We start from the raw sequence: 26,290 nt of genomic DNA, 5'->3' as shown, positions 1-26,290 counted from the left end.
GTTCGAGTCAAGGGCAATTTTCAGACCGGCGAATTGACCCGCGGCAGAGCAGTCGACGCCAATCCGATACCGAGCGCAATTGCTGCGATGATCGCGAGCACACGGCGCTGCGCTTCGAGAAATGCTTCGCCGGCCGCCGCGCGAGTCGATGCGTACGCGGCATCAACTGCCACCTGAACGGATTGACCCCCGGCACCGGCGGAGCCGTCCCGGCGACATTCCGGCGCCACCTCCATCGGTGTTCCGGATGCCAATTGGCTTGTCGCGCAATCGACAAAGGCCTTTTCGGCGATGTCGATCAGGCCGGGACCAACGCCGGCAGCTTCAAGGTTCGCAACGTACTCGGGCCGCTCCCCCTGCACTGCTTGCGGAGCTTGCCCCGCGACGAGCGAGAAGAACACCACTCCGATCAAGGCCAGTCCGATGGAGCTGCCAACCTGCTGAACGGTAGGAAGCAATCCCGACACCGAACCCGCGTGCGCGGGTTCGACCGTCGCAAGGATCGCGGTTTGCAGTGGTGCCACGAACAGTCCGAGACCTGCGCCACCGAGAAGCAGCGGACCGGCGAGCGCGAGCCAGCGTGGATCGGTTCCTTCGCGTTCGAGGATGATCGACAGCGCGATCAGCGAGCCGGCAAAGACGACCATCCCCAGGATCAGAACACGGTTTCCGAGCATCCGGTACACCGCCGATGAGAGAACCGCCGCCACGCCCATTCCGACGGCCCACGGCAGCGTCATGACGCCCGCTCGCAATGCGGAGAACCCGAAGCCGAACTGAAGGGTGAGACTGATGGTGAAGATCAAGGAAGTCAGGGTTCCGAAGAAAACGAACGCAAGAACCGCGCCGATTGTGAAGGCTCGGTCGCGGAAAAGCTCGAGACGAAGGACCGGATCGCCGCCTCGTTTCGCCAAACGCGATTCGTAGAGCACAAACGCCACTGCCACCGGCGCCGACATCGCGAGCATTACGACAAGACCTGTGGGCCATCCGCGCGCCCTTCCCTCGGCCAGGGGAAGGATCAGCAGGAACAGCGCCAGTGATGACAGTGCGGCGCCGATGAGGTCCAGTGAGCGCACATGCTCAGCGCGAGCATCGACGAGATGGAAATATCCGAGAATCAAGGCGGCGATGCCGATCGGGATGTTGACGAAGAAGATCAGGCGCCAGCCCCAGTCGAACAGATTCCACTCGATCAGCAGCCCACCGATCAGAGGCCCGCTGACCGTTGCGAGCCCGATGGTCGCACCGTAGATCCCGAAGACTCGCGGATGCCTGGCCTTCGGAAACAGGCCCGAGATGATGGCAAACGTCTGGGCGGACATCGAACCGGCCGCCAATCCTTGCAGACCCCGGAAGACGATCAACATCGTCGCGCTCTGCGCGAGTCCGCACAGCAACGAGGCAACCACGAATACGGACAGGGCGGTCAGAAAAACAACTCTACGGCCGAACAGGTCCCCCAGCCGCGCTGCAGTGATCAACGAACACGCGAAAGCCAGGATGTACACGCTGACCATGAGCAACTGCGCCGATACGCCTGCTTGAAGATCGACGGCGATACTCGGAAGCGCGACGTTGACGATGGTCGCGTCGAGCAATTGCATGAATGCCGCCGCCAGACTCGTCGCCAACCCGAGCCAGGGCGTCAGAGAACCAGCTCGCCGCCCGCCCTTGTGGTCGGCGCCGACAGCGTCACCTAAAGGGTCCGGAAGCACCGAATGATCCTAATCGAACACAACGCTTCTAGAACCTGTTCTTGTTTAGATTGTAGTATTTCGGACAATTCAGTCCCCCAGATGGGATAGTTCGTCGTCTGCCCATTTTCAGAGCAGGCTTCTCGACGACACACGCAGGAGTTCTACTCGATGGATCTGAACTTGATCACCCATTGGCACCCGCTTCCTGGGCGGGTAATCGAATGGGGCGTCACGCATGCTTCCGCTCAACGAGCCGCCGAAGCCGAGATCGACCGAGAACTACCCCCGACCACGATGCAGGATCGCCACCTGCGACGCGCCCGCGTCACCGCGGAGAAGGGCGATCCGCAGTCTCCGTGGATCGGTATCGCCTTCGATTTTGCAGGAACACTGGACCGCGACGCCATGACGCGAGCCCTTCAGCGCTACATCCGTCGCCACGACACGCTGCACAGCTGGTTCTCGTTCGACGAAGCAACCACCGACGCTGCGGACACCTCGTTCGAGGTCCGTCGACACGTGGTGCCGGTCGAAAGCATCGAACTCGAGTACCGCGTCGGCGACGACGTCTCCGAATCCGAGGCGATCCGCGCGCTCGTCGCGACCAAGTTCGCCACCGAAACCAGCGCGCTGCAGTGGCCGGCCTTCGTGTTCGGTGCCGTCGAGCACCACCATGCCGACCTCGAAGCCGATCCGAGCTTCACCCTGTTCCATGCAGTCGACCACGCCCATTCGGACATGAACTCGATGGTGCTGATGTACGCAGAATTGCGTCAGCTCTACGCCGCGGAAACGACCGGATCGCATCCCGAGCTCGGGCCGGCCGGAAGTTACGCACAGTTCGGTCGCGTCGAACGCGAGCGAACAACCGAACTGACGATGCAGTCACCCGAAGTGCACCAGTGGCTCGGTTACCTCATGCGCAGCGGCGGCTCGTTCCCCGGATTTCCGCTCCCGCTCGGGGCCGAAGACGCACCCAAACCGGCTATCGGTTCACGCTTCGACCTGGCCGACGACATCGAGTGCGAGAAGTTCGGTGCGGTTTGTAAAGCCAACGGCGCCAACTTCATCGGCGGAATGTTCACCGCGCTCGCGATTGCGGAATTCGAACTCGCCGGACGCGACAAGTACATCGCCCTCTCGCCGGTCAGCACACGAACCGAGGCCGACTCGTTTGCGCAGGGCTGGTACATCAACCTGATCCCGGTCGGCATCGACGTCGACGACAAGCGACGCTTCACCGAGTTGGCAAAGCTCGGGCAGCAGGGGTACCACGACGGCAAGGCACTCCTCGATGTCTCTGTGCAGCAGGTCATCGATCTGGTTCTGTCGAGCTTGGCCGAGTCGGATTCCGCACCCGGCGGACTGTCGAAGACGCTCACCCCGCCGCCGATCGTCTCGTACATCGACGGCCGACGCATGCCGGATCCATACAGTTACGCCGAGACGAAGGCAACGGGAATCGTCGGCGGCAAAGAGACTCAGATCGCGTCGATGTGGATCAACCGGATGCACACCGGAACCTGGATCGCCGTGTCTCACCCCGACACCCCCATTGCCCACGAATCGGCCACCCGCTTCGCCGAGCATGTCTCGAAGATCATCAAAACTGTTGCAGCTCAAGGCGACTACTCGTTCGTGGCACCAGAGGGAGTGGCCTGATGCATGTCACCTCGATCGATCGATACGGACTCGACCCCGGAATCGTCACCGAATGGTCGCTTCAGCCCGCGGACGGCGCCGTCACCGAGTCGGAAGTACCACCGTCGTACAACCAGCATTTTCACCTCGAGACTGCGCGAACACACGGCATGGGCCGGAGTGTGTGGATGGCAGCCGCATTCGACCTTCCCGGAGAACTGAATCGGCCTGCACTCGATCTCGCGCTGCGCCTGTTCATCAGTCGCCATGACACTCTGCACACAGGATTCGAGGTGGGCGAGTTCACCACCACCCGAATGGGACTCGATCCCGACGGCACACACATCGAGACTTCGGAACCTCTGAAATTCGATTCGACCGAAGACCTCCGAGCGCATCTCAAGAAGCGATTCACGACGGTATGCGATCCACTGACCTTCCCTGCATACACGTTTGCCACGGTCGAACGCGAAGAGCATTACACGGTCCTGAGCGCGTTCGATCACACACTCGTCGACGGCTACTCGTTGGTCATCGCTCTCGGGGAACTGCGACAGATCTACGAGGGACTGATCGCCCTACCCGACCTGACCGACCACGAGGCCGTCGACGCAGTGATGAGCCGACTGGGTGACCCGGGAAGTTTCGTGCGGTACTGCGAACTGGAGGCAGACGCTCTGCTTCCCGTCGACAACGACCCTCGAATCCGAGAGTGGGCAAGGTTCTACGAGATCTGCGGTGGCACATCACCGAGTTTCCCCTTGGAACTCGGCGTCGAGGGCGGAAAGCCCGCGCCGCAGGGCGCCGATGTGCGCGTGCTGCTCGACGAGGAGCTGACGGCGACGTTCGACGAGATCTGCCTATCCGCCGGCGGTAGCGTGTTCACCGGAATCCTCACTGCGATGGGACTTTCCGTCCACTCGTACACCGGGCGGTCGACGCTTCCGCTGCAATTTCCGCTTCACATCCGCAAAGATCCGCGGTGGGCCGACGCGATCGGCTGGCTCACCACCAGCGCGCCGATCACGGTCCAGATCACTCCCGACGCGGATTTCGGTGCATCCCTTGCACATACGCACGCGTCGTTCCGAGTTGCGTTGACGCTCGAGGGCGTCACCATGGCCCAGGTTCGAGATGCTTTGGGCGACAAGATTCGACGCACGCGCACCGACGTCTTCATGGTGTCGTACATCGATTACCGCAAACTACCCGGCACAGACGATCATGATCTCCTCAACGCCCATCACATCAGCAATGTGACGGTCGCCGACGATGCCCAGTTCTGGATTTCGCGAACGAACCGTGGTCTCTCGCTGCGTTCACGCTTTCCCGATACCGAGACGGCAAACGAAACCATGGTGAATTTCCTCACCGAACTCGACCGGATTCTGAGAGAAGTCTGCGCCCGGGGCGTGACGCCGATCGGAAGTGTCACCGAACAATTGAGAGATTCGAGCGTCGGAGCAGGAACACCGAGGATTTAGGGTCGGCAACGGGCACGAGCAGGCAGAACCTGCTTCCGGGCGTCTCACCTTGCGCACAGCGCATAGAATCGATCAAGTCCGTGTTCGAACCGAACGATTCGTCTTCAGGAGTACGCCCGTGCCCGTTGCCCCCGATCCCTCAACCGCGTTTGCCGAGTTCGCGCATCCCGACCGGTTGGTCTCGACGGAATGGCTCTCGGCGAATCTCGGTGCGCCGGGCCTCAAGGTTGTCGAATCCGACGAAGACGTGTTGTTGTACGACGTCGGCCACATCCCCGGAGCCGTGAAGATCGACTGGCATCTCGACCTCAACGATCCGGTCACCCGCGACTACATCGACGGTGCGAAGTTCGCAGAGTTGATGAACCGCAAGGGCATCGGCCGCGACGACACCGTGGTCATCTACGGCGACAAGAGCAACTGGTGGGCGGCCTACGCACTGTGGGTCTTCACTCTTTTCGGCCACGAGGACGTCCGTCTTCTCGACGGTGGCCGCGATGCGTGGATCGCCGAGAACCGCGACACCGCTTTCGACGTTCCCGACATCACGTCAACGGATTACCCGGTCGTCGAGCGCAACGACGCTCCCATTCGCGCATTCAAGGACGACGTTCTCGCGCACTTGGGCGACGGGCCGCTCATCGACGTGCGATCTCCGCAGGAGTACACCGGCGAGCGCACCCACATGCCCGACTACCCCGAAGAGGGTGCGTTGCGTGGTGGACACATTCCCAGCGCGCTCAGCATCCCGTGGGCGAAGGCAGCGGCACCGGACAGCCGCTTCCGCACCCGTACCGAACTCGGCGAGATCTACGGCGACCTGTCGGCCGACGACAACATCGTCGCGTACTGCCGCATCGGTGAGCGTTCCAGTCACACCTGGTTCGTGTTGACTCATCTTCTCGGCTACCCGAACGTTCGTAACTACGACGGTTCATGGACCGAGTGGGGCAATGCCGTGCGCGTCCCGATCGTCCAGGGCGAAGAGCCCGGCGCCGTTCCGTCCTCTGTATCGGCGTCATGAGCGCTCTTCCTTCGGCTCTGGCCGAGATCGTCGACGACTTCGCGGCCGTCGGCGCCTCGGACAAGCTCACCCTTCTTCTCGAGTTCAGCCGAGAGCTGCCGCCGTTGCCGGCGGAGCTCGAGCAGAGCGCGATGGAGCCGGTCCCCGAATGTCAGTCGCCGCTCTTCCTCTCGGTCGACGATTCGGATCGCGACAACGTCCGTCTGTACTTCAGCGCTCCCCCCGAGGCTCCCACGACGCGTGGTTTCGCATCGATCCTCGCGCAGGGGCTCGACGGCCACAGCGCCGACGAGATCCTCGGTGTACCCGACGACTTCTATTCGGCGCTCGGTCTCGCAGAAGCCGTGAGCCCGCTCCGTCTGCGCGGAATGTCGGCCATGCTCGCGCGCATCAAGCGGCACTTGCGGGGCTGAAAACATGGAGTTCACCGAACTGGCCGACTATGCGATTCCGGCCGGCGCACTCGTCGAATGGTTGCCGTGCGCAACCGGGCCCTGGGTTCCGGATCCGCGGCCCGTCTCCTACATTCACGAGGCACATCTCAACCGTTCCGCTGCAGGCGCAGGCGACAAGTCTTGGCTGGGAACAGCTTTCGAGATTTCCGGCCCGCTCGACGTCGATGCGTTCCGAGTCGCTCTCGGCCGGTGGATCGACCGTCACGAAGTTCTGCGCTCGCATACCGTCCTCGAACCCTCGAGCGGCGAGATCACCCGGCACACGGTCCCGCTCGGCGGAATCGACATCGGGGTCGTCAGCCACGGCTACGACGCGTCCAGCCAGGACAACTTCGACCACCTTCACCGCCTGTTCGACGATTACGCGTCCCCGCACAGTTGGCCGTCGTACGTCTTCGCGACGTTGACGCCCCGCGGTGGCGACGGTCCGTTCACCGTGTTCTTCGCGGCGGACCACTCGATCATCGACGGGTTCTCGATCGTGCTGGTCGCTCACGAGATCGCAGCTCTGTACCGCGAGGCCTCGACCGGTAGTGCTGCAAATCTGTTTCCGGTGGGCAGCTACGTCGATTTCGGTGCCGTCGAACGCGAGCAGATGGCCGACATGGAAGCCGAGAAGGCTGCGGTCGAGATCTGGCGAAAGGCTCTCGGCACGGACGGTCTACCCCAGTTCCCGCTACCGATCGGTGACCGTGGAACCGATTCTCAGAACGGCCTGTCGACCTGGCTACTCGACGCCGACCAGTCCAAGGCCTTCAGTTCGACGTGTGCAGCCACCGGCGTGGGGTACTTCGCCGGACTTCTCGGCGGACTTGCCGCTGTAGGTCGCGAAGTCGCGGGATCCGATCGATTCGAGGTCGTGACGCCGGTTCACACCCGCAGCGCTCAGGAGTGGGCGGGTGCGCTCGGCTGGTTCGTCGGACTGTGCCCGGTCGAGTTCGCCGTTGGATCGGACTGTTCGTTCGGCGACCTCGCGACACGCGCCGCCGAATCCATCGCTTCGGTCAAGCCTGCCGCAGCTGTCCCGTTCGATCGGATCGGTGAGCACCTCGAAACCCCGATCCGACCGCGATTCGTCGTGTCCTACATGGATGTTCGCTTCGTGCCCGAAGCCGCACAGTGGCCCGAATGGAACGCCAGAGCACTTCGAAGCAAGGCATATACGCACGACGTCTACATCTGGATCAACCGCACACCCCAGGGACTCAACCTCGCGGTCAGGTACCCAGGCAACGAGACGGCGAACGCCGCGGTTCACGCCTACGTGGCCGCACTGCGCCGGACCATCGAAGAAATCGTCACCGAACCGGACGCCGCCACCTCCGACAGCTACTCATCGGTAGTTTTCGAAACCGTTTCCTAAGCCGGAGTGGGCTTTAGCGATCCGGTTACAACCAGCGCCGAAGCGATGCATACACTCCGAAGTGATGCCAATCCCCCGATGGTGAAATCCCAGAGGAATACACCGCGGAGACAGACTATGCGAACCACAGGAGGCTCAGTGCCCAGTCATGCCAGCGCGCACATTACGAAGGTGCTTGTCGCGAACCGCGGTGAAATCGCGGTACGGGTCATCCGGGCGGCCAAGGATGCCGGCTACGGCAGCGTTGCCGTTTACGCCGAGCCCGATGCAGACGCGCAGTTCGTGAAGCTCGCAGACGAGGCATTTGCCCTCGGTGGACAGACGTCCGCCGAGTCCTACCTCGTGTTCGACAAGATCCTCGACGCAGCCAAGAAGTCCGGCGCCGACGCCATCCACCCCGGCTACGGTTTCCTCTCCGAGAACGCCGACTTCGCCCAGGCCGTCATCGACGCGAACCTCATCTGGATCGGTCCGTCACCGCAGTCCATCCGCGACCTCGGCGACAAGGTCACGGCACGCCATATCGCAGAACGCGCGAAGGCGCCGATGGCAGCAGGCACCAAGGATCCCGTCAAGGGCGCCGACGAGGTCGTCGCATTCGCCAAGGAATACGGCGTCCCGGTTGCGATCAAGGCTGCCTTCGGTGGCGGTGGACGCGGCATGAAGGTCGCCCAGACCATCGAGGAAATCCCCGAGCTGTTCGAGTCGGCCACCCGTGAGGCCATCGCAGCCTTCGGTCGCGGCGAGTGCTTCGTCGAGCAGTACCTGGACAAGGCCCGCCACGTCGAGGCTCAGGTCATCGCCGACCAGCACGGCAACGTCGTCGTCGCCGGTACCCGCGACTGCTCGCTGCAGCGTCGCTTCCAGAAGCTCGTCGAAGAGGCTCCCGCTCCCTTCCTGACGGACGACCAGCGCGCACGCATCCACGCATCCGCCAAGGCCATCTGCAAGGAAGCCGGCTACTACGGCGCCGGAACGGTCGAGTACCTGGTTCAGGGCGACACCATCTCCTTCCTCGAGGTCAACACCCGCCTGCAGGTCGAGCACCCCGTCACGGAAGAGACCGCGGGCATCGACCTCGTGCGTCAGCAGTTCCTCATCGCCAACGGCGAAGAACTCTCCATCAAGGAAGATCCCACCCCGCGTGGACACTCCTTCGAGTTCCGCATCAACGGCGAAGACGCCGGCCGCGGCTTCATGCCTGCCCCCGGCCCGGTCTCCGTCTACCGTGAGCCCACGGGCCCCGGCGTTCGCGTCGATTCCGGTGTCGTTGCCGGCGACGTCATCGGCGGACAATTCGACTCCATGCTCGCCAAGCTCATCGTCACCGGCGCCACCCGCGAAGAAGCCCTCCAGCGGGCATCGCGCGCTCTGGCCGAGTTCGAGATCGACGGCCTCGCGACCGTTCTCCCGTTCCACCGCCACATCGTCGAGAACCCGGCGTTCATCGGTGACGGCGAGAAGTTCGACATCTACACCAAGTGGATCGAAACCGACTGGGTCAACCCCATCGAGCCGTACGCAGGCGCCGGTGCTCCCGTAGACGACGAGGACGAGGCTCTGCCGCGTCAGAACGTCGTCGTCGAGGTCGGTGGACGTCGCGTCGAGGTTTCCCTCCCGGGCCAGTTCTCGCTCGGCAACGGCGGCGGCGCTGCCTCCGGTGCGATCCGCAAGAAGCCGAAGGCGCGCAAGCGCGGCGGCGCCGGCGGAGGTGCAGCATCGGGTGACGCTGTCACGGCTCCGATGCAGGGCACCGTCGTCAAGGTTGCAGTGACCGAAGGCCAGGAAGTCGCAGAAGGCGATCTGATCGCCGTTCTCGAAGCCATGAAGATGGAAAACCCCGTCAACGCGCACAAGGCCGGTGTCGTCACCGGACTGTCCGTCGAGCCGGGTGCAGCAATCACGCAGGGAACGGTTCTCGCAGAACTGAAGTAGGGCCTCCGGCCCCGTGCGCCTTTCCGGTAGTCCCCACTACCGGAAAGGCGCACAGTCGTTTGAGTAGGCTGTAACGATGGCTGACGTCCCCGACATTCGCATCGGCACTGCAGAACGCGAGCAGGCACTCGATCTCCTGAGCGAGCACTTCGCCGCAGGCCGCCTCACCGTCACCGAGTTCGACGAGAGAAGCGGAATCGTCAGTGCCGCAACAACTCGCAGTGAACTCGTTCCGGTGTTCGCCGATCTTCCGGGCAACTACCAAGCCCCCGGCACCGCTCCCCTGTCGATGGTGACGCCTCCCGACGCACCGGCGGAGCGAGGCTTCAACCCCGACTGGTCCGGTCGCGTCATGGCCGTCGTCCCGATTCTCGCGGTGATCCTGTTCTTCGTCACCGGTACCTGGTTGTGGTTCCTCGCGATTCCCCTGGCCGGTGCACTGCTGTTCGGTACCGACCGGGAACGCAAAGCCAAGCGCCGCCGCGAGCGGGACTCCGACTGATGGAGCCGATCGAGATCAACGCAGGCGGCTGGTATCTACGCGCACTACGCGCAGACGAGCGTGTGGACGACCGCCCCGCCCTTGCCGATGGTGGTATCACCGACCCCGATTACGTGAGTCAGCGAAGCGCTCAGTGGCACGAAAACAGCGTCTACTCCTGGGCAGTGTGCCAACCCAACACCGGTGAGCTTCTCGCCGAGGTCGTTCTGACGCCTCTCGACTCCACCGCCCTGCTCACCGGCTGGGCCCGCGACGGGCACACCGAGGCGCTCACGACGGCCGCCGACGCCGTCACCAGATTCGCCGAAGGTGCACTCGGACTCGTCGTCGTCGAGGGGCAGACGAATTGAAGAACAACCGATACTGGCCGTTGGCGATCGCCGTGGTCATTGCCCTGATCATGCTCTTCTCCCCGGGTTCCACCGTGCCCTCGAGCCCGGAGAACACCGACAAGATCACTCACACGCTGATGTTCGCGGTATTGGCGATCACCTCGTTGCACGCGCGGATCCCGGTGTGGCTCACGGCTGTGTGGTTGTTGATCTTTGCCGCGACGTCCGAGGTTCTTCAAGCAGCGCTGCCCATTTCGCGTTCCGGTTCGATCTGGGACGGCAGCGCCGACCTGCTCGGCATCGCCATCGGGATCGGTATCGTCAGCCTCGTGACGAGGCGACGAACTTCCCGCCGAGACGAGCCGAGCAGGTCCTGATCAGCTGAGCAGGTTGCTTCGCAATTGGTCCTGGGTCGACGCGTCGATCTTCAAGCCGTCGGTGAAGTAGGCCTCGATGGATCCGTGTACCTGCGCGAGCTCTGCCATCGACGCCTCCAGGTACTCGCGCCTGACACCGAGGACACCCTCGAGCAGGGTCGGGTCGATCCCCTTGGCCTCGAATCGCTCGAGGAGCGGCGCGAACATCGGCAACAAAATCTTGTTGGTTTCGAGGTAGTCCGCGAAGACCGCGTCCTCGGAGGCACCCAGGAACAGCAGTAACGCGGCCGCTGCCCAACCCGTGCGATCCTTGCCCGTGGTGCAGTGAATGAGTGCCGGCGAGCTGGGCGGCTGCGCCAAGTCGACGAACAGTTGCCGGTACGACGCGACCGCACTCGGCAAGGTCACGAAATCGCGGTAACTTCCCTGAAAGTACTCGAGCGCCTGGCCGCTGCCCAACGCTTCGGCAGCAAACGCCGGGTCGGCGATCATCTGCTGCATCTGAGCCGGAATGGCGCGATACTGCTTGTCCGCCAATACGTCCAGGCCGATTTCTCGGATACCGTCCGGCGTCAGATCCGGTGCCGTCTCGCGTTCGGATTCGGTGCGCAGATCGTAGATCGTGACGATGCCCAGATCGGCGAGGGTCTGTGCGCCGTCCGCACTGAGCGATGCCAGATCGGTGGAACGAAACACGCTCCCGGTGCGGACGGTGCCACCGAAGCTCGATTCGGGGCCACCGATGTCTCGGAGGTTCGCCAGGGACGGTACGACGGAAGACAGCTTCGGAGTATCGGTCATACCTGAGAATGTATCGGTCGCCGAGAAACCGTGATCGGGGAAGAGCAGCCGGAGAAATAAGATCGAGACACATCATCTCCCGTAATTGCTGCGCTACAGATCCGTAACATGCTCAAGTAATCCTGTGGACATGCCTACAACGAATTCCAGTGGTCTCGGAGCCTTCGATGCGCTCGGTGACCACCAGGCAGTCGCGGCGCTGCTCGAGTGTTGCCATTCCGCCGTGTGGGCACAGGAAATCGCCTCGTCTCGCCCGTTCGCCGATCTGGAAGCTCTGTTCGACAAAGCAGATGCGGTGCTGGCCGAGCTTCCCGAGTCCGAGATCGACGACGCTCTCTCCGGCCACCCACGAATCGGTGAGCGAAGCGAGAGCGCGGCCTCTACCCGTGAACAGTCGGGAGTCTCGTCGGCGACAGAAGACGTACTCGCGGAACTTCGACGGAAGAACGCCGAGTACGAAGAGACATTCGGCCATGTTTACCTGGTCTGCGCGTCGGGGAAATCTGGAACGGAGCTCCTCGACATCCTTCGAGGTCGTCTCCGAAACGACCCGGCGACCGAGCGTTCCGTGCTTCGAACCGAATTGGCCGCCATCAATCGGATCAGACTCGCCCGTCTGATCGATGCACTCGCCGGAGGCACAGCATGAGCAAGACCCTCAGCACGCACGTTCTCGACGCGACGACGGGCAACCCCGCGGCGGGGATTCGCGTCGAACTTCGTGATCGAGACGGCGCCTCCGTCACCACTGCGGAGACCGACTCCGACGGCCGCATCCCCGAACTTGCTCCCGATGGCCTGACCGCCGGTCACTACACCCTGACTTTCGACACCGGAACGTATTTCGAGACCAACGGACAAGAAAACTTCTACCCGGAAGTGACAGTGACCTTCCGGGTGGACGACACGGCACGGGGCTATCACGTCCCACTGTTGCTGTCTCCCTTTGCTTATTCCACCTATCGCGGGAGCTGAACACGTGACTACCGAAAACATCACGACCGGCAACATCACAACCGGCAGTACGAACACCGAACGGTTGAGCGGATCGATCGAACTATCGGGTCACCAGTACGGCAAAGCGGAAAATCGAGTAGTCCGAATCTATCGAGACACCCCCCGTCACGAAATTCACGACATCAACGTCTCCACCTGCCTGCGTGGAGATTTCGCCGACGCGTACCTCACCGGTGATCAATCGAAGGTTCTGCCGACCGACACGCAGAAACAAACGGCCTACTCCTACGCCAAGGAAAAGGGTCTGATCTCGATCGAGACGTACGGACTCGAACTCGCCCGTCATTTCGTCGACGGCATCGAACCGGTCAGTGGCGCGCGGATCGAGATCGAGGAATACGCCTGGGAGCGTGCGATTGTCGACGGCAGCGAGCACGACTACACCTGGATTCGGAAGGGTCAGGAAGTTCGGACGGCGTCGATCACCATCGCCGATACCGGGACATGGGTGATCGGCGGCTTGAAGGACCTCGTGATCCTCAAATCGACCGGTAGTGAGTTCTCGGGTTTTCTCGAAGATCCGTACACCGTTCTCGAGCCGACCGACGACCGCGTCATGGCGACGACGTTGGTCGCCCAGTGGCGATTCGTCACCACCGACGTCGACTGGGAATCGGTCTACGCGGGCATCAAGGCACAGATCGTCAAGCAGTTCGCACAGGTACATTCACTTGCCCTGCAGCAGACGCTCTTCCACATCGGCAAGGCAATCCTCGAGGAATTCCCGATCATCGCGGAGGTTCGACTGTCCGCACCCAACAAGCATCATTTCGAATATGCACTCGGCCGCTTCGGAGTGGAGAACGACAACGAGGTGTTCCACGCTGCGGATCGTCCGTACGGCCTGATCCAAGCTGCGGTCAGCCGATCCGACGCACCAGACGCGGGGCCGTCGTGGACCACCTACGCCGGTTGGTTGTCGTGACCGAATCAGCTCTCGGGGCAACACTCGTCGTGGCGGGCGCTCATGTGGTCACGATGGACGGCGACCGCTCCGAGTACTCCGACGGCTATGTGGTGATCTCGGGCAACAAGATCGTCGACGTCGGCGCCGGAACGCCACCCGAATACCCGGGTGCGCAAGTGATCGACGGGAGTGGTTGCCTGATCACGCCGGGTCTGGTCAACACACATCATCATCTCTACCAATGGATCACCCGAGGCCTGGCCGCGGACTCGACGCTTTTCGAGTGGCTGACCACCCTGTACCCCGTCTGGGCAGGTATCGACGCCGACGCCGTCCACGTGGCGGCCACCGGCGGCCTCACGTGGTTGGCGAAAACCGGATGTACGACCACCACCGACCACCACTACGTCGTTCCCCGCGACGCCGGCGACGTTTTCGAGGCCGAGATCACCGCGGCTGCGCAGGTCGGCCTTCGATTCCACCCGTGCCGTGGGTCGATGGATCTCGGCCAGAGTTCCGGCGGCCTGCCACCGGATCACGTCGTGGAAAAACTCGATGACATCCTGACCGGCACGCAGTCGGTGATCGACCGTTGGCACGACCCGAATCCCGGATCGATGCTGCAGATCGCGGTAGCTCCCTGCTCACCCTTCTCGGTGACGGAGGCATTGCTCCGCGAGTCCGCGACGCTGGCCCGCGAAAACGGCGTGCGTATGCACACGCATCTGGCCGAGACACTGGACGAGGAGAGATTCTGCCGCGAGCATTTCGGTTGCACGCCGGTCGAATACATGGAACGATTCGGCTGGGTGGGCCCGGACGTCTGGTACGCCCACGCAGTCCATCTCGATGACGCCGGTATCGAGACGATGGCGCGAACCGGAACTGCGGCGGCGCACTGCCCGACCTCCAATGCGCGCCTGGGAGCCGGTATCGCCCGTGCCGCCGATCTGGTGAACGGCGGGGTCACCGTGGGGCTCGGCGTGGACGGCGCGGCGAGCAATGAAGCTTGCAGCCTGATCGAGGAGTCTCGTCATGCACTTCTGTTTGCCCGCTCCAAGGGCGGACCGCAGACGATGACGGTGCGAAAAGCCTTGGAATTGGGAACCATCGGCGGCGCACGAGTTCTGGGCCGAGAGAGCGAGATCGGATCGATCGAGGTCGGAAAACTTGCCGACCTGGCGGTGTGGAAACTCGACACCGTCGCGCATGCCGGCATCACCGATCCAGTGGCGGCGCTCGTACTCGGCTCGACTCCCCCGCTGAAGTTACTGCTCGTCAACGGGCGAATCGTAGTTGCCGACGGACGAGTCACCACCGTCGACGAGGACGTCGTGGCCTCGGATGTCGCACGCGCACACCGCGACCTACTCGGAAAGGCTTGAGGTCGCGATGGACCTGCACAGCGTCGACGAAGTTCTGGTGCCGCGGACCCGCGCCGAACTCCCCTGTGCGTCACCCGGCATCGGGTTCATCGGTGGCGGCACCTGGCTGTACTCGGAACCGCAGCCGCACCTGACCACCCTTGTCGACCTTGCGGGCTTCGACTGGGAAGCTGTGGCGGTCGGCGATCTCGGTCTCGAGATCGCGGCCACCTGCACCATCGAGGAACTGTGCCGCGCCGAACTTCCCGCATCCTGGCGCGCCGCAGCTCTGTTCCAACACTGCGCTGACGCACTACTCGCATCGTGGAAGGTGTTGCGATACGCGACAGTCGGCGGCAACATCGCGCTCTCCTTCCCGGCCGGAGCGATGACGACTCTGTGCACCGCTCTCGACGCCGAACTGACGATCTGGCGTCCGGACGGTACCGAATACTCGTTCCCCGTAGTCGATTTCGTTATCGACGATTCTCGAAACGTACTCAGGTCCGGCGAGATCATCCGCAGTATCCGGATTCCCGTGCATGCATTGACTGCACGTACCGCGATGCGAAAGCTGGCTCAGACGTCACTCGGGCGATCGGCCGTAGCCGTGGCCGGACGCTGCGGCGCCGACGGTTTCACGCTGGCGATCACCGCCGCGACCCGCCGTCCGTACGCTCTGAAATTCGACGAACTCCCCGACGCCACAGCACTTGCGGATGCGTTGCGCAGCAGGATTCCGGAAGACGCCTACTTCACCGATGTCCATGGAACTGCGCCGTGGCGGAAGGCGATGACCGAGCTTCTTGCCGAAGAAATCCGAGGTGAACTGGAATGAAGTACTCGGTGGACGGAGTTCCGCGCGACGACCAGCCCCGCCCAGGACAGTGCCTGCGAACCTTCCTCCGCGAGCACGGAGCGAACTCCGTCAAGAAGGGGTGCGATGCCGGAGACTGCGGCGCCTGCTCGGTGCTGGTCGACGGACACCCCACCCATTCGTGCATATTTCCCGCCCATCGCATCGACGGCCGCGACGTCGTCACCGCCTCCGGTCTCGGAACACCGGAGAAACTTCACCCCATTCAACAGGCATTCGTGGACGCGGGCGGATTCCAATGTGGTTTCTGTACAGCCGGAATGGTAGTCACCGCATCAGCGTTGTCGGTCGAGCAAAAATCCGATCTCGCGTGCTCGATGAAAGGTAACCTGTGCCGCTGCACCGGTTATCGGTCCATTCGTGACGCTCTCGCCGGTACATCCAATACGGAGACTGCCAAAATAGGCGGGGCACAAGGGCGTTCGATCGCAGCACCGGCGTCCGCGCGCATCGTCACGGGAACCGAGCAGTACACCATGGACTTCTCCCCGGGTGAGAAGCCGGTCGACCTGCTTCACGTCGCAGTACTCGGCAGTCCGCACGCACACGCACACATAAGCCGGATAGACACGGCAGCAGCCGAAGCGGCGCCGGGCGTCACCGCGGTCCTCACTTTTCATGACAGTCCGGACGTGCTGTTCTCGACCGCCCGGCACGAGGACCGCAACGACGATCCGGCCGACACGCGCGTGTTCGACAGCACCCTCCGTTTCCGCGGCCAGCGCGTAGCCGCGGTCATCGCCGAAACCCCGACGCAGGCGGAACGTGCACTCTCGCTGATCGAAGTCGACTACGAGGTACGCGACGCGGTATTCGAACCAGATCTGGCGCGTTCCCCCGGCGCTCCACTCCTGCACGGCGACAAGGACGAGAGCTCGCGGATCGCCGAGGCCCCCCGCAACGTGGTTGCCGCGCTTCACGATGGCGTCGGCGATCTGGACCGTGCGCTCGCAGATGCGACTGCAGTCGTCGAAGGTACGTGGAAAACTGCGCGAGTCCAGCACGTGGCCTTGGAAACTCACGGCGCAGTGGGGTGGCTCGACGAGGAGGGCCGTCTCGTCATCAGAAGCAGCACACAGGTGCCGTTTCTGGTTCGGGACGAATTGGCCCACATCTTCGATCTCGATCGCAGCCGAATCCGGGTGTTCGCAAAACGGGTAGGCGGGGGTTTCGGCGGGAAGCAGGAATTACTCACCGAGGATCTGGTCGCACTGGCCGTCTTGAAGACCGGCAAGCCCGTAGCCTACGAGTTCAGCCGAAGCGATCAGTTCACCATCGCACCGTCACGGCATCCGATGCGAGTATCGGTGCGTGCGGGAGCCGACGCCGACGGAACTCTCACTGCGCTCGCTATCGACGTGCTTTCCGACGCGGGGGCGTACGGGAACCATTCGATCGGAGTCATGTTCCATGGGTGCGCCGAATCCATGGCGGTCTATCGCGCTGCGACCAAACGCGTCGACGCCGAAGCGGTCTACACGAACAACGTTCCCTCCGGGGCCTTTCGTGGTTACGGGCTCGGCCAGATCATCTTCGCCGTCGAGTCGGCCATGGATCAGCTCGCGGATCGTCTCGGCATGGACCCCTTCGAGTTTCGGCGGCGCAACGTCGTCGTTCCCGGAGACGATTTTGTCGACTGGCACGTCGAAGACGGTGATCTCGAATTCGGCAGCTACGGACTGGACCAGTGCATCGACCTCGTCGCCAGTGCACTGTCGAGCGGGCGCGGAGAGGCTGCACCGGCTGGGTCGCGTTGGCGGATCGGTCGGGGCATGGCAATTGCCATGATCGCGACGATCCCGCCGCGTGGTCACTTCTCCGACACCACCGTCGCGCTCGAGGCCGACGGTCGGTACGTCGTGAACATCGGCACCGCTGAGTTCGGCAACGGAACCACTACGATTCACCAACAGATCGCGGCCACCGAATTGCGGACGACAGTCGATCGCATCACGATTGTTCAATCCGACACCGATGCTGGCGGATACGACACCGGAGCGTTCGGGTCGACGGGAACGGTGGTCGCCGGAAAGGCGCTCCTGATCGCCTGCGAGCGCCTTCGCGAGCGGATACTGACCCGTGCGGTGCGATCGAGCGGTCGCGGCGCGCAGATCGACGACCTTTCGCCGGACGGTGTCGAAACATCCCACGGTTGCCTCGATTTCGCGACGCTACTCGAAGGTGGCCCGCTCGCCGCTGACGGTCGCCACGACGGTACACCGCGCTCGGTCTCGTTCAACGTTCACGGTTTTCGCGTTGCCGTCGACACGAACACCGGCCGGGTGAAGATCCTGCAGTCGGTTCAGGCCGCCGATGCCGGCACCGTCATGAACCCGGCACAACTGCGAGGGCAGGTGGAAGGCGGTGTGGGACAAGCGCTCGGCGCTGCGCTGTCGGAGGAGATCGTCATCGAAGAAGGTCGGGTGATCAATCCGCAGTTGCGCAATTATCACGTTCCCCAGATCGGGGATCTGCCGATCACCGAAGTACTGTTTGCCGACACGTACGACAAGCTCGGGCCTTTCGGCGCGAAATCGATGAGTGAGGCCCCCTTCAATCCTGTAGCACCGGCGTTGGCAAACGCGATTGCCAACGCGTGTGGAGTGCGTATGTACTCCACACCGATGACACCGGATCGAGTGTGGGAACAGCTACAGAGGCCCTAGGTCTCGCGTGCGAGCACGCGCTCGACCGCGTCGACCGCGTCGTCCAGCTCACTGGTGGTCACCGTCAGCGCGGGCCGGAATCTGATTCCCCTCTTCCCGGTGGGCAGTATCATCACGTGCTCGTCTTCACGCAGTCGCTGTACGACGCGATCGCGAAGGTCACTGTCTTCCAGAGTGATCGCGCACATGAGGCCACGACCGCGCGGCTCGGTTGCCGCCGCGTACCGCCCGCAGACTTCGGTCAACCGGGCAAGGAGATGCGCACCCGTGAATCGCACGCGGTCGATCAGTCGGTCCTGCTCGACGACTTCGAGTATCCGCCGGGCACGAACCATGTCGGTGAGGTTGCCACCCCACGTCGAATTGATCCGAGAACTGACGTGAAACACGTTGTCATGCACTTCATCCACGCGCCCGCCGGCCATGATTCCGCACACCTGCGTTTTCTTGCCGAACGCCACCACATCCGGACTCAGACCCAATTGTTGGTAGGCCCAGGCAGTTCCGGTGATTCCGCAACCGGTCTGTACTTCGTCGAGAATGAAGAGGGCGTCGTTTTCGTGGCACAACTCCTGCATCGCCTGCAGAAATTCCGGCCTGAGGTGATGGTCGCCGCCCTCGCCCTGGATCGGCTCGGCGATGAAACAGGCAATGTCGTCGGGGTTGTCGGCGAAAGCTCGGCGCGCTTGATCGAGAGCTTGCCTCTCCGCAGCTTCGACATCGCGGCCGTCTGCCAGGTACGGCGAGTCGATACGTGGCCAGTCGAACTTGGGGAATCGCGCGACCTTGCCCGGTTCGGTGTTGGTGAGCGACATCGTGTAGCCACTGCGGCCGTGAAAAGCCTCGGTCAGGTGCAGGACCTTTGTCCCCAGATCTGCTGACAACCCGCGGCTTTCGTTCCACCGACTCTTCCAGTCGAAGGCAACCTTGAGTGCATTTTCCACCGCCAGGGCTCCGCCGTCGACGAAGAACAAGTGTGGGAGTGCCGAATCCCCCAGTACCCGAGCGAAAGCCGCAACGAAGCGCGCCATGGGTTCGGTGTAGATGTCGGAGTTACTCGGCTTGTTGGAGGCCACGACAGCCAACTCCTGTTGAAACTCCTCGTCGCCTGCGATCGCAGGGTGATTCATACCCAGGGCCGAAGAGCCGAAGAAACCGAACATGTCCAGATACTCGGTTCCGTCTCGCAGGTCACGGAGATAGGAACCCCGCGACCCTTCGACGTCGAGAATCAGATCGAATCCGTCGACGAGGATGCTGGCCTTCAACACGTCGTAGACCGGAAAGAGCGCACTGTCACCGAAGTCTCGCATCGCAGTACTCATACGCGAAGGCTATGTCAATTTTCCGGGAGTGTCGATAGAGGACCGTAAAAGTTATTGAACAAGCGTCATTCGTCGTAAAAAGTTTGTAGGATGATGGTGCTTCGTGTGTTGACGTTGGCTGCCGTACGGATCTCCTGCAGCAATCGCTCCAACGCCCGAGGTGACGCCACCCGGACCAGGAGGACGTAGCTTTCGCTCCCGGCTACCGAGTGACACGAGACGACCGCCGGCAGATGACGCAAGCGGGCAGGCGCATCGTCGGGCTGCGAGGGATCGAGAGGAGTGATGGCGACAAATGCGGACAGATTGTGACCGAGTGCCTCCGGATCGATCTTCGCGGAGTACCCACGGATCACCTTGCGAGATTCCAAACGACGCACTCGCGATTGGACTGCGGAGATCGAGAGTCCAGCCTTCTCAGCAAGACTCGCGAGAGTGGCACGGCCGTCCAAGACCAATTCACGCATCAAAAGTCGATCGGTTTCGTCGACCGGAACACCGGCAACGTCACTGGTTTCTGTTTCTCGCACCTGCGCAGGCTAACGCAATCGGACATTCGTATGGTTGAAACCTGGGAGCTACGTGCACGGTTCGCAGCGGCCCTCGCCAAGATGTATGGCGACGAGGTCCCCGCTTACAACACCTTGGTAGATGTAACGATGCAGGTGAACCGTGATTTTGCCGCCGAACATCCGGATTCTGCGGAGCGCCTGGGCAGCCTGGCGAGAGTCAGCGCCGAGCGTCACGGCGCCATCAGACTGGGGACTCTCGACGAACTACGTGACGTAGCCACCGTCTTCGGCGGATTCGGTATGTTTCCGGTCGGCTATTACGACCTCCGGCTCACCGACTCCCCCATTCCCGTTGTCTCGACGGCATTTCGCCCCACCGATCCCGCCGAACTCGCCCGGAACCCGTTCCGCGTTTTCACCTCGGTGCTGACCAGTTCCGATTCCAGGTTCTTCGACACCGACCTCGAGCGTCGGATCACCGGGTTTCTGCGTCGCCGGACCCTGTTCTCTCCCGAACTTCTGCAGTGGGCACGTCAATCGAGTCGCGAGGGCGGCCTGACGGAGCCCGAGGCGACACAGTTCGTCGATGCAGCGACCTCGGCGTTTCGGCTCGGCACCGATCCCATCGACGCGGGCTGGTACCGCGAACTCGCCGCAATCTCGCCTGTCGCTGCAGACATTGCGGGGCAGGGCTCGACCCACGTCAATCACCTCACCCCGCGAGTGCTCGACATCGACGAGTTGTACCGCCGCATGACCGAGCGCGGTATCACCATGATCGACCGCATCCAAGGCCCGCCGAGATGGAGCGGACCACCGCTACTTCTGCGGCAGACGTCGTTTCGTGCATTGGCCGAAGACAGACTCTTCCGTCAGCACGACGGATCGGTCACCACTGAGCCCGTCCGCGTCAGATTCGGCGAGGTGGAGGCACGCGGAATCGCGTTGACCCGCAGCGGGCGAGCGATCTACGACCGACTGATCGCCACGCCCGAGGACGCCGATTGGGACAGCGAATTTCCGCACTCCGAAAGCGAACTCGATGCCGCGGGGTTGGCGTACTTCACGTACCGAAACGAAGGAACTGTTGTCGTCCGCGACCCGATCGTCTACGAGGACTTCCTACCTGCCTCCGCGGCCGGGATCTTCGCATCCAATCTCGATTCCGTGACCGGATTCGTTTCCGATGCGCCCGGCGCCGAATACGGGCAGGATCGATTGGAGGGCGCCATCGACCGCACCATCGAAGATCCGTTCGAGCTGTACCGCGCACAACAAGAGGCGTCACGTGCCGTGCTGCCTCCCGCCCACAACAACAGAGGACTCCCCAGTGAACCTGCCTGATTCTTCGAGCCTCGCCGATCGCGCCGAAAGCGCCCTTGCCGCGTGCGGTGTCGAGTGGCCCGCCGGCGACCTGAGCGCACGAACCCCCATCACCGGTACGCAACTGCGTACCGTTCGGCAGCACTCCGGTAGAGAAGTCGACGACGCCGTCGACGCGGCGCATCGCGCGTTCCTCACCTGGCGCACCGTCCCCGCTCCGGCGCGCGGCGCGGTCGTGCGCCGGCTGGGCAGCCTACTGACCGAGCACAAGGATGACCTCGCGGAAATCGTGACGTTGGAGGCCGGGAAGGTCACCTCGGAGGCTCTCGGCGAGGTACAGGAGATGATCGATATCTGCGAGTTCGCCGTCGGTCTCTCCCGGCAGCTCTACGGACGCACCATGCCGTCCGAGCGTCCCGGACACCGGTTGACGGAAACGTGGCACCCTCTCGGCGTTGTCGGAGTCATCTCCGCGTTCAACTTTCCCGTCGCGGTGTGGTCGTGGAATACCGCCATCGCTCTCGTGTGCGGTGACGCCGTCGTCTGGAAGCCTTCGGAGACCACGCCGCTGACTGCGCTGGCATGTGACGCCCTCCTCCGACGCGCCCTCGCCGACTGTGATGCACCGATCGACGTGCACCAGTTGATCATCGGCGGACGCGATGTCGGTGAGGCCTTGGTGGTCAACCCACTGGTGGCCTTGGTCAGCGCCACCGGTTCCGTGCGGATGGGCCGCGCGGTGGCTCCGCGGGTCGCCGAACGCTTCGGGCGAAGCCTCCTCGAGTTGGGTGGCAACAACGCCGCAGTCGTCACACCGTCGGCAGATCTCGAGCTTGCCGTACGCGGAATCGTGTTCTCCGCCGCCGGAACTGCGGGGCAGCGGTGCACCTCACTTCGTCGGCTCATCGTGCACGAGTCGATCGCCGATCACGTCGTCGAGCGCGTTGCGGCCGCGTACGCACAGCTCGAGGTCGGCAGTCCCTTCGATTCCGGTGTTCTGGTCGGGCCGCTGATCAACGAAGCCGCGTTCGAGACGATGCAGAAATCGCTCTCGGCCGCACGCGCGGACGGCGGAACTGTGGTGTGTGGCGGGGACCGCGTCGGCGATTCCGGGTTCTACGTGACACCTGCCCTCGTTCGTATGCCCGCACAGACCGAGGTGGTGCGGGCGGAGACTTTTGCACCCATCCTCTACGTCTTGACCTACACCGACTTCGACGACGCCATTGCGCTGCACAACGGCGTGCCTCAAGGACTTTCGTCCTCGATCTTCACACTCGATCAGCGAGAAGCAGAGCGCTTCCTCGCCGCCGACGGCTCCGATTGCGGCATCGCGAACGTGAACATCGGAACGTCCGGTGCGGAGATCGGCGGCGCATTCGGCGGGGAGAAGGAGACTGGCGGCGGACGCGAGTCGGGTTCGGATTCGTGGAAGGCATACATGCGCCGAGCCACCAATACCGTCAATTACTCGGACCAGCTTCCGCTGGCTCAAGGGGTCGAGTTCGGCTGAACACCTGCCGGGCGAAATCGGTGATCGCGTCGATCAACTCCGGGAGCGCCGACAACTGCGGTGCATGGTCGGTGCCCAGGCTGACCACCTGGGCACCGGGGACAAGTCTCTGCATGGCGCGTTGAGCCTCGATCGGCACGGTTCGATCCAGCGTGCATTCGACATACAACCTCGGCACGGTTCCGAATCGCTCTTCCGTCCAGACCGGTGCCATCAGGCGGGCTGACTCCAGTTGTGGAACGAGCATGCGCGCGGCGAAGATCGCATCAGCCACCGGCGCTTCGTGGAAGAACACAGCGGCACCGGCTTCGGGCGGTACCACCGTCGCATCCCCGTCGTCGGCGGGGACCAACCAACGTGAGATCCCGACCGGACTTTCCAGACCGAGTTCGATGCAGAGCATCCCGAAGTCCGTCTGCGATGGAAGCATCATCCCTGCGACGTACACAAGACCCGTTACCCGCGAAGGCAGCAACTCAGCCACCTGTGAGGCCACGATGCCACCGCCGGAGTGACCGACGAGGGCGCACTGCCCGTCCAAGGACTCGACAACTGCCACAACATGTTCGGCAACGACATCGAGATCGATCACGTCGTCTGAGTTCCAACTTCCCGAGCCGGGAACCTCCACCACAACAGGATTGAAGCCGGCCGATTTCAGTGGGCCACACACACGATCCCAGACCCAACCGCCGGCCCATGCTCCGTGGATCAGGACGATGTTCCGTGCACTCACTGCTTGACCTCGAGCTCTGCAGCCGAAAGTACCCGAGCCGCCTCACGACCTGCGGCGGCGTTGGACTTCCCCTGCCTCGACCCGGCCAATTTGGCCTTGATGTGATCGCGAACGGTAATGGGTTCGTACTCCAAGCCGGAGTCGTCCTGAAAACTCGGCAAGGTCGCAATCACCGCGTCGACGTTTCCGTCATGGAAGAAGGCCGCCGATCGCCGGCGCTTGATGGTGCCGTTCACCACCGGAGGCGCAACTCGGTGCAGCGTGGACATCCACCTGTCGTTGGTCAGTCGCGCGGTGAGATCCCCGAGGTTGACCAGTAGCGCGCCGTCGTGCGGCCAGACATCGTGCCAGCGTCGGTCGGTCCCGAGCACTTGCAAACCTTCGACCTGATCCGCCCACAGCACGGTGACCAGCCCGAAATCGGTATGTTCGCCCATCCCCTTCAACTCACCGTCCAACGTCACCGTCCCTTCGGGTAACGCGTAGTTGTTCATCCGCAGTACGTCGATGGAGTGGTCGGTGATCGACTCGAAGAATCCTGAGGTCAGCCCGAGCGCGTCTTCGAAAATGGTGGTCAGTGTGCGTGCCACCCGCTCGCCATGGGCGTAGTAATTCTCCACCCGCTCCGTGAAACCGGACACTGCGGGCCACAGGTTGATTCCGTAATCGTCCTCCGACAGTTCGAGTTCGGTGAATGATCGGGCTTCGGTTCCGACGTTGAAGGCCTCGAAAAAGTCGTTCATTCTGGTCGCGGATTCGACGCCGAGGCTCAGGCTCAGCGACTCGCTCTTGGGCGGGCTGTACCCACGATTCGCGCCCTCGATTCGGTAGCCCGACTTCGTCTCCATCGGCAGCCCGAAGAAGTCGTCCATCGCTTCGGCGAGGCCGGAAGAAACAGCGGCCGGAACACCGTGGCCTCGAATCTGCATGAAACCTACAGTCCGACAGGCATGGTCGACTTCGGCAGCCACTCGCGCCTTGTCCTGGTCGGCACCACCGAGCACGTAAGGCGAGATGTCGACGACGGGCACTTGGAAGGGATCAGACTGGGACTGTGACACTGGCGTCTCCTGCGGAGCTGGTGGCGGGTTCAGATTTTGCAGTGGCATGGAGGCTCTCTCGCGATCGCCTCGCGAGTTCACCGAGCCGGGTGTGATTGAACAGCAGATTGAGCGAAAAGGCCGAGGCCGCAGCCAAGGTGATGCCGCTACCGAGGAGGATCTGAGCCGAGGAGGGGAATCGCTCGAACATCCCCTCCGCAAATTCCGGAAGAATACCGATCCCCACCGATACAGCGGCGATCGTGGTGTTGATCGGGTCGCCGAGATCGACCTTGCGCAGCGTGTTGATTCCGACCACGGCGACAGTGGAGAACAAGATGATTCCGACGCCGCCCACCACCGGATCAGGCAGGGCTGCAACCACTTCACCCATTCGCGGGATGAGGCCGAGGACGATCAGAATGGCACCGCTGGTAGCCGTCACGTACCGGCTGTACACCCGGGTCGTGGCAACGGCGCCGACATTCTGCGAGAAGACGGTGTCGACAAAGGCATTGAAGATTCCGCCCAGAACTCCCGACATCCCGTCGGCCACCAGCCCTCGTGCGAGATCTGCTTTCTTCAAAGGCTTTCCGGTGATCTCGCTGACTGCCAGCATGCTCGCCGTCGATTCTGCGAAGACGACTGCCATGACGATACTCATCGCCACCACGGCGGTGACGGGAAACTCCGGAGCGCCGAAGTGGAACGGCATCGGGAAGCCCACCCAGGCCGAGCCGCCGACGCCACTCAGATCGATCAGGCCCATCGGGATGGCGATCACGGTGCCGATCACCAGCGCCATCAGTACACCGAGCTGCGTCCACATCCCGCGGCCGAGGCAGATGAAGGCCACCGCGACCACAACGACTGCGGCAGCCAGCGCCAGATTCTTCGGGTCGGCGAACGACGGGGAGGTGGGGTCGTTTCCGACGATCAGTCCTCCTGCGACACCGATCAACGAGATGCCGATGACTGTGAGGACGACGCCGGTAACCAGGGGTGGGAAGTATCGGACGATCTTGGCGAACGGCACGGCCAAGGCAATGCCGACTACGCCACCGACCAGCATGGACCCGTACACCGCCTGCAGGCCGTACTCCTTGGCGATCAGAATCATCGGCGTCAGCCCGGCGAAGGTCGCCCCGCAGACGATCGGCAGCCGGACACCGGCGACCTTCCCGACGCCCAGGCTCTGAATGATCGTGATGATGCCTGCAACGAGCAAGTCCGCGCTGATCAGCATCGCGACTGTGCTGCGGTCCAGCCCTACGGCGGCACCGAAAACCAGCGGAACCGTGATGCAGCCGGTGTACATGATGAGGACGTGCTGAAGAGCAAAAGCAGACTGGCGGGCAAATGGGAGCCGCTGGTCGACAGGATGGATGGCCATGCG

24 protein-coding genes are annotated in these 26,290 nt (G+C 62.9%); 17 read left to right on the top strand and 7 right to left on the bottom strand.

Annotation, left to right across the window (positions count from 1 at the left end; translation table 11 throughout):
* Positions 1-20: 20 nt before the first annotated feature.
* The gene (locus ACBG85_RS10520) at positions 21-1,718 is read right to left on the bottom strand and encodes an MFS transporter (RefSeq protein ID WP_042922151.1); all 1,698 of its coding nucleotides are present in this window, start codon (positions 1,716-1,718) and stop codon (positions 21-23) included.
* A gap of 150 nt (positions 1,719-1,868) precedes the next feature.
* Here ACBG85_RS10520 and ACBG85_RS10515 point away from each other — a divergent pair, with 150 nt between their 5' ends.
* From ACBG85_RS10515 to ACBG85_RS10475, 9 genes are all read left to right on the top strand, one after another.
* Positions 1,869-3,362 (top strand): condensation domain-containing protein, encoded by a 1,494-nt coding sequence (locus tag ACBG85_RS10515; protein WP_042449584.1) that lies wholly within the window; start codon positions 1,869-1,871, stop codon positions 3,360-3,362.
* Positions 3,362-4,825: a condensation domain-containing protein gene (locus tag ACBG85_RS10510; protein ID WP_218748899.1), complete on the top strand. Its 1,464-nt coding sequence runs from the start codon at positions 3,362-3,364 to the stop codon at positions 4,823-4,825. The genes ACBG85_RS10515 and ACBG85_RS10510 overlap by 1 nt, the downstream gene beginning before the upstream one ends.
* A 118-nt stretch (positions 4,826-4,943) precedes the next feature.
* On the top strand, positions 4,944-5,849 hold the full coding sequence (locus ACBG85_RS10505) for a sulfurtransferase (protein ID WP_003940962.1): 906 nt from the start codon (positions 4,944-4,946) through the stop codon (positions 5,847-5,849).
* The gene (locus ACBG85_RS10500; protein WP_003940804.1) at positions 5,846-6,262 is read left to right on the top strand and encodes a SufE family protein; all 417 of its coding nucleotides are present in this window, start codon (positions 5,846-5,848) and stop codon (positions 6,260-6,262) included. Before ACBG85_RS10505 ends, ACBG85_RS10500 begins: the two co-directional genes overlap by 4 nt.
* A gap of 4 nt (positions 6,263-6,266) precedes the next feature.
* Complete coding sequence (locus ACBG85_RS10495) at positions 6,267-7,667, top strand: condensation domain-containing protein (RefSeq protein ID WP_003940858.1); 1,401 nt, start codon at positions 6,267-6,269, stop codon at positions 7,665-7,667.
* Positions 7,668-7,805: 138 nt separating this feature from the next.
* On the top strand, positions 7,806-9,602 hold the full coding sequence (locus ACBG85_RS10490) for an acetyl/propionyl/methylcrotonyl-CoA carboxylase subunit alpha (protein ID WP_030535031.1): 1,797 nt from the start codon (positions 7,806-7,808) through the stop codon (positions 9,600-9,602).
* A 76-nt stretch (positions 9,603-9,678) separates the two neighbouring features.
* The gene (locus tag ACBG85_RS10485) at positions 9,679-10,104 is read left to right on the top strand and encodes a DUF1707 domain-containing protein (protein ID WP_003940708.1); all 426 of its coding nucleotides are present in this window, start codon (positions 9,679-9,681) and stop codon (positions 10,102-10,104) included.
* Positions 10,104-10,454: a hypothetical protein gene (locus tag ACBG85_RS10480; RefSeq protein WP_003940792.1), complete on the top strand. Its 351-nt coding sequence runs from the start codon at positions 10,104-10,106 to the stop codon at positions 10,452-10,454. The genes ACBG85_RS10485 and ACBG85_RS10480 overlap by 1 nt, the downstream gene beginning before the upstream one ends.
* On the top strand, positions 10,451-10,813 hold the full coding sequence (locus ACBG85_RS10475) for a VanZ family protein (RefSeq protein WP_042922147.1): 363 nt from the start codon (positions 10,451-10,453) through the stop codon (positions 10,811-10,813). The genes ACBG85_RS10480 and ACBG85_RS10475 overlap by 4 nt, the downstream gene beginning before the upstream one ends.
* Here ACBG85_RS10475 and ACBG85_RS10470 read toward each other — a convergent pair whose 3' ends face one another.
* The gene (locus ACBG85_RS10470) at positions 10,814-11,614 is read right to left on the bottom strand and encodes a tyrosine-protein phosphatase (RefSeq protein WP_007727222.1); all 801 of its coding nucleotides are present in this window, start codon (positions 11,612-11,614) and stop codon (positions 10,814-10,816) included.
* Between the two features lie 130 nt (positions 11,615-11,744).
* Between ACBG85_RS10470 and uraD the strand changes: the two genes are divergently transcribed.
* The 6 genes from uraD to ACBG85_RS10440 all read left to right on the top strand — a co-directional run bounded on the left by uraD (position 11,745) and on the right by ACBG85_RS10440 (position 18,445).
* Positions 11,745-12,263 carry a 2-oxo-4-hydroxy-4-carboxy-5-ureidoimidazoline decarboxylase gene (gene uraD, locus ACBG85_RS10465; RefSeq protein ID WP_030535033.1) on the top strand — a complete coding sequence of 173 codons (519 nt, stop codon included), beginning with the start codon at positions 11,745-11,747 and terminating at the stop codon, positions 12,261-12,263.
* A complete protein-coding gene (gene uraH / locus ACBG85_RS10460) occupies positions 12,260-12,589 on the top strand; it encodes a hydroxyisourate hydrolase (RefSeq protein ID WP_372027422.1) in 330 nt (109 codons plus the stop codon). Before uraD ends, uraH begins: the two co-directional genes overlap by 4 nt.
* Before the next feature lie 64 nt (positions 12,590-12,653).
* Positions 12,654-13,556: a factor-independent urate hydroxylase gene (pucL, locus tag ACBG85_RS10455; protein ID WP_372027835.1), complete on the top strand. Its 903-nt coding sequence runs from the start codon at positions 12,654-12,656 to the stop codon at positions 13,554-13,556.
* A 53-nt stretch (positions 13,557-13,609) separates the two neighbouring features.
* The gene (locus tag ACBG85_RS10450) at positions 13,610-14,923 is read left to right on the top strand and encodes an 8-oxoguanine deaminase (RefSeq protein WP_372027834.1); all 1,314 of its coding nucleotides are present in this window, start codon (positions 13,610-13,612) and stop codon (positions 14,921-14,923) included.
* Positions 14,924-14,930: 7 nt separating this feature from the next.
* Positions 14,931-15,740 carry an FAD binding domain-containing protein gene (locus ACBG85_RS10445; protein ID WP_030535037.1) on the top strand — a complete coding sequence of 270 codons (810 nt, stop codon included), beginning with the start codon at positions 14,931-14,933 and terminating at the stop codon, positions 15,738-15,740.
* The gene (locus ACBG85_RS10440) at positions 15,737-18,445 is read left to right on the top strand and encodes a molybdopterin-dependent oxidoreductase (RefSeq protein WP_372027420.1); all 2,709 of its coding nucleotides are present in this window, start codon (positions 15,737-15,739) and stop codon (positions 18,443-18,445) included. Before ACBG85_RS10445 ends, ACBG85_RS10440 begins: the two co-directional genes overlap by 4 nt.
* Here the strand turns inward: ACBG85_RS10440 and lat are convergent.
* Together lat and ACBG85_RS10430 are read right to left on the bottom strand one after the other, a co-directional pair.
* The gene (lat, locus tag ACBG85_RS10435; RefSeq protein WP_047271731.1) at positions 18,442-19,770 is read right to left on the bottom strand and encodes an L-lysine 6-transaminase; all 1,329 of its coding nucleotides are present in this window, start codon (positions 19,768-19,770) and stop codon (positions 18,442-18,444) included. The genes ACBG85_RS10440 and lat overlap by 4 nt on opposite strands.
* 65 nt (positions 19,771-19,835) lie before the next feature.
* Complete coding sequence (locus ACBG85_RS10430) at positions 19,836-20,300, bottom strand: Lrp/AsnC family transcriptional regulator (RefSeq protein ID WP_003940830.1); 465 nt, start codon at positions 20,298-20,300, stop codon at positions 19,836-19,838.
* 30 nt (positions 20,301-20,330) lie between these two features.
* Here ACBG85_RS10430 and ACBG85_RS10425 point away from each other — a divergent pair, with 30 nt between their 5' ends.
* On the top strand, positions 20,331-21,626 hold the full coding sequence (locus tag ACBG85_RS10425; protein WP_064074932.1) for a VOC family protein: 1,296 nt from the start codon (positions 20,331-20,333) through the stop codon (positions 21,624-21,626).
* Entirely contained in the window at positions 21,613-23,118 is a 1,506-nt protein-coding gene (locus tag ACBG85_RS10420; RefSeq protein WP_075832825.1) for an aldehyde dehydrogenase family protein, read from the top strand. Before ACBG85_RS10425 ends, ACBG85_RS10420 begins: the two co-directional genes overlap by 14 nt.
* On the opposite strand, the gene ACBG85_RS10415 is transcribed toward ACBG85_RS10420, so the two are convergent.
* Genes ACBG85_RS10415 through ACBG85_RS10405 form a run of 3 tightly spaced genes read right to left on the bottom strand, consistent with a single transcriptional unit; the run spans position 23,069 to position 26,287 of the window.
* Entirely contained in the window at positions 23,069-23,854 is a 786-nt protein-coding gene (locus ACBG85_RS10415) for an alpha/beta fold hydrolase (protein ID WP_372027417.1), read from the bottom strand. The genes ACBG85_RS10420 and ACBG85_RS10415 overlap by 50 nt on opposite strands.
* Complete coding sequence (locus ACBG85_RS10410; RefSeq protein WP_372027415.1) at positions 23,851-24,915, bottom strand: isopenicillin N synthase family dioxygenase; 1,065 nt, start codon at positions 24,913-24,915, stop codon at positions 23,851-23,853. Before ACBG85_RS10410 ends, ACBG85_RS10415 begins: the two co-directional genes overlap by 4 nt.
* The gene (locus tag ACBG85_RS10405) at positions 24,896-26,287 is read right to left on the bottom strand and encodes a uracil-xanthine permease family protein (RefSeq protein ID WP_372027413.1); all 1,392 of its coding nucleotides are present in this window, start codon (positions 26,285-26,287) and stop codon (positions 24,896-24,898) included. Before ACBG85_RS10405 ends, ACBG85_RS10410 begins: the two co-directional genes overlap by 20 nt.
* Between the last annotated feature and the right edge of the window lie 3 nt (positions 26,288-26,290).

Source organism: Rhodococcus sp. NyZ502 (genome assembly GCF_041464245.1).
Taxonomy (GTDB): Bacteria; Actinomycetota; Actinomycetes; order Mycobacteriales; family Mycobacteriaceae; genus Rhodococcus_F; species Rhodococcus_F qingshengii.
Note: the sequence above shows the minus strand (reverse complement) of the source record. Positions and strands in the feature narration are given on the sequence as shown.

Coding starts and splice junctions, on each gene's coding strand:
- ACBG85_RS10515 (WP_042449584.1), top strand. CDS start 1,869: ATGGATCTGAACTTGATCACCCATTGGCACCCGCTTCCTGGGCGGGTA.
- ACBG85_RS10510 (WP_218748899.1), top strand. CDS start 3,362: ATGCATGTCACCTCGATCGATCGATACGGACTCGACCCCGGAATCGTC.
- ACBG85_RS10500 (WP_003940804.1), top strand. CDS start 5,846: ATGAGCGCTCTTCCTTCGGCTCTGGCCGAGATCGTCGACGACTTCGCG.
- ACBG85_RS10495 (WP_003940858.1), top strand. CDS start 6,267: ATGGAGTTCACCGAACTGGCCGACTATGCGATTCCGGCCGGCGCACTC.
- ACBG85_RS10485 (WP_003940708.1), top strand. CDS start 9,679: ATGGCTGACGTCCCCGACATTCGCATCGGCACTGCAGAACGCGAGCAG.
- ACBG85_RS10480 (WP_003940792.1), top strand. CDS start 10,104: ATGGAGCCGATCGAGATCAACGCAGGCGGCTGGTATCTACGCGCACTA.
- ACBG85_RS10470 (WP_007727222.1), bottom strand. CDS start 11,614: ATGACCGATACTCCGAAGCTGTCTTCCGTCGTACCGTCCCTGGCGAAC.
- uraD (WP_030535033.1), top strand. CDS start 11,745: ATGCCTACAACGAATTCCAGTGGTCTCGGAGCCTTCGATGCGCTCGGT.
- uraH (WP_372027422.1), top strand. CDS start 12,260: ATGAGCAAGACCCTCAGCACGCACGTTCTCGACGCGACGACGGGCAAC.
- ACBG85_RS10450 (WP_372027834.1), top strand. CDS start 13,610: ATGGACGGCGACCGCTCCGAGTACTCCGACGGCTATGTGGTGATCTCG.
- ACBG85_RS10445 (WP_030535037.1), top strand. CDS start 14,931: ATGGACCTGCACAGCGTCGACGAAGTTCTGGTGCCGCGGACCCGCGCC.
- ACBG85_RS10440 (WP_372027420.1), top strand. CDS start 15,737: ATGAAGTACTCGGTGGACGGAGTTCCGCGCGACGACCAGCCCCGCCCA.
- lat (WP_047271731.1), bottom strand. CDS start 19,770: ATGAGTACTGCGATGCGAGACTTCGGTGACAGTGCGCTCTTTCCGGTC.
- ACBG85_RS10425 (WP_064074932.1), top strand. CDS start 20,331: ATGGTTGAAACCTGGGAGCTACGTGCACGGTTCGCAGCGGCCCTCGCC.
- ACBG85_RS10405 (WP_372027413.1), bottom strand. CDS start 26,287: ATGGCCATCCATCCTGTCGACCAGCGGCTCCCATTTGCCCGCCAGTCT.